Origin of the sequence: Microbacterium sp. BF1, assembly GCF_019279095.1 — a bacterium.
GTDB classification, from domain to species: Bacteria; Actinomycetota; Actinomycetes; order Actinomycetales; family Microbacteriaceae; genus Microbacterium; species Microbacterium maritypicum.
In genome coordinates, this window is the sequence record NZ_JAGYWT010000469.1 from 1 (window position 1) to 1,899 (window position 1,899).

Sequence of the window (1,899 nt, forward strand, 5' to 3'; positions counted from 1 at the left end):
GCGCGGCGCGCAACGCGCCGCTGCGGATCGCGAACGGCAGCAGCAGCAGAGCGGCGATGAGCGTGCGCCCCGCCACGATCGCCGGGGGCGAGAACGACTCGACCGCGACGCTGATGAACAGATACGGCACTCCCCACAGCAGCGCCATGGCTCCGAAGAGAAGCCAGCCGCGACGCGAGAAACCCGCGTTCGGGCTCACAGGATCCGTCGGCCCTCGAAGGCACGCCCGAGGGTGACCTCATCGGCGTACTCGAGGTCGCCGCCCACGGGCAGCCCGGAGGCGAGGCGGGAGACCGTGATCTGCATCGTCGTCAGCAGACGGCTGAGGTAGCTCGCAGTCGCCTCCCCCTCGAGGTTCGGGTTGGTGGCGAGGATGACCTCCTGCACCGTGCCGTCGGCGAGACGGGTCATGAGCTGGGCGATGCGCAGATCGTCCGGTCCGATGCCGGCGATGGGGCTGATGGCTCCGCCGAGCACGTGATAGAGGCCGCGGAACTCCCTGGTGCGCTCGATGGCCGCGACGTCTTTCGCGTCTTCGACCACACAGATCAGTGCCTGGCTGCGACGCGGGTCACGGCAGATGGCGCAGCGCTCCTGCTCGGCGACGTTGCCGCAGATCTCGCAGAACCGCACACGGATGCGGATCTCGCTGAGCAGCTCGGCAAGACGTGCGACGTCGAACGTCGGCGTCTGCAGGATATGGAAGGCGATCCGCTGGGCGGATTTCGGGCCGATGCCGGGGAGCCGACCGAACTCGTCGATCAGCTCCTGAACGATGCCGTCGTACATCAGGAGAACCTCGTCGGGGGCTCGTAGGGCTCTTCGCGCAGGAACGTCGCGCCGAGCACATGTCGGTGTGCCGATGCCGCGATGGATGCTGGAGCTCGGAGCGATCGGCATGCGCACCGAGACCGAGCTGATCCTGAAGAGCCGGTGGGTGCTGCCGGAGAAGCTCGCCGCGGCCGGGTTCGAGTTCCGGTACCCGACGCTCGAAGACGCGATCCGCGAGTCGTTCGACCGCTCGCAGGTCGCTGAGGCCGAGTCCGTCGCCTAGGCGGAGCCCACAGGTCCGGTCGAACCCTCGCCGTCGGTCCCGCGGTTCTTCTCGATCTCCTGGCGCAGCCGCCACTCCTCGATCTCTCGGTCGAGGTCGGCGATCTGCTGCTCGGTCGTCCTGGTGTCCCTCGGCGGTGCCGGACGCACGTCGGTCGGCGCCGCAGGGCGTTCCGCTCTGCGCATCCGCGGCATCTGGATGCCGGACTCGCCGTACTCGCGACCGAGCCCGAACCACAGCAGGCCACCGATCAACGGCAGCAGGATGACGATGATGATCCATGCCAGCTTGGGCAGGAACTTCACCAGCGAGCTGTCCCGCGTGATGATGTCGATCAGCGCGCCGATCATCAGGGCGATGACGAGGAGCGAGAACAGGAACGCCATGGATTCAGGGTAGACGACGCCGCGGCATACCGCTCGGGCTACGGAAGCAGGTGACCGCCGGCGCGGAACAGCTCGTACCACTCGGGGCGGGTGAGCTCGATGTCGGCGCCGGCCGCCGCGTCCTGCACCCGCTGCGGCGTCGTGGTGCCGAGGACGACCTGCATGCCCGCGGGGTGGCGGGTGATCCAGGCGGTCGCGATGGCGATGGGTGTCACGTCATGCGCCGCCGCGAGGCGATCGATCACGGCGTTCAGCTCTGCGTACTCGGGATTGCCGAGAAACACGCCGTGGGAGAAGCCGTCCTGGAACGGCGACCAGGCCTGGATCGTGATAGATCAAGGGTGTGGTCGGCGGTAACCTCCGCGATCACATCGACGACGTGCGCCGCAACCGCAAACTCAACCGTCTGCTCACCGACGTGGAGCTTCCCGTCGGCCCTGCCGATCTCGCGGTCGCGCC

4 protein-coding genes and 1 pseudogene are annotated in these 1,899 nt (G+C 68.1%); 1 reads left to right on the top strand and 4 read right to left on the bottom strand.

Going from position 1 to position 1,899, the window contains the following annotated elements; genetic code table 11:
- Together KZA10_RS13730 and recR are read right to left on the bottom strand one after the other, a co-directional pair.
- On the bottom strand, nt 1-199 hold a 199-nt coding region (locus KZA10_RS13730), incomplete at its 3' end, for an EamA family transporter (RefSeq protein ID WP_218683160.1).
- Nucleotides 196-789, bottom strand: coding sequence for a recombination mediator RecR (gene recR, locus KZA10_RS13735; RefSeq protein ID WP_017829084.1), 594 nt, complete (start codon nt 787-789; stop codon nt 196-198). The genes KZA10_RS13730 and recR, both read right to left, overlap by 4 nt.
- An 85-nt stretch (nt 790-874) precedes the next feature.
- On the opposite strand from recR, the gene KZA10_RS13740 reads away from it, so the two are divergent.
- Nucleotides 875-1,054 (top strand): DUF1731 domain-containing protein, encoded by a 180-nt coding sequence (locus KZA10_RS13740; protein ID WP_256934854.1) that lies wholly within the window; start codon nt 875-877, stop codon nt 1,052-1,054.
- Here KZA10_RS13740 and KZA10_RS13745 read toward each other — a convergent pair.
- Nucleotides 1,051-1,440, bottom strand: coding sequence for a PLDc N-terminal domain-containing protein (locus KZA10_RS13745; protein WP_218683161.1), 390 nt, complete (start codon nt 1,438-1,440; stop codon nt 1,051-1,053). The two genes, KZA10_RS13740 and KZA10_RS13745, sit on opposite strands and share 4 nt — an antisense overlap.
- 38 nt (nt 1,441-1,478) lie before the next feature.
- Nucleotides 1,479-1,772, bottom strand: a pseudogene (locus KZA10_RS13750) (aldo/keto reductase); the annotation flags it as partial.
- Nucleotides 1,773-1,899: the final 127 nt, after the last annotated feature.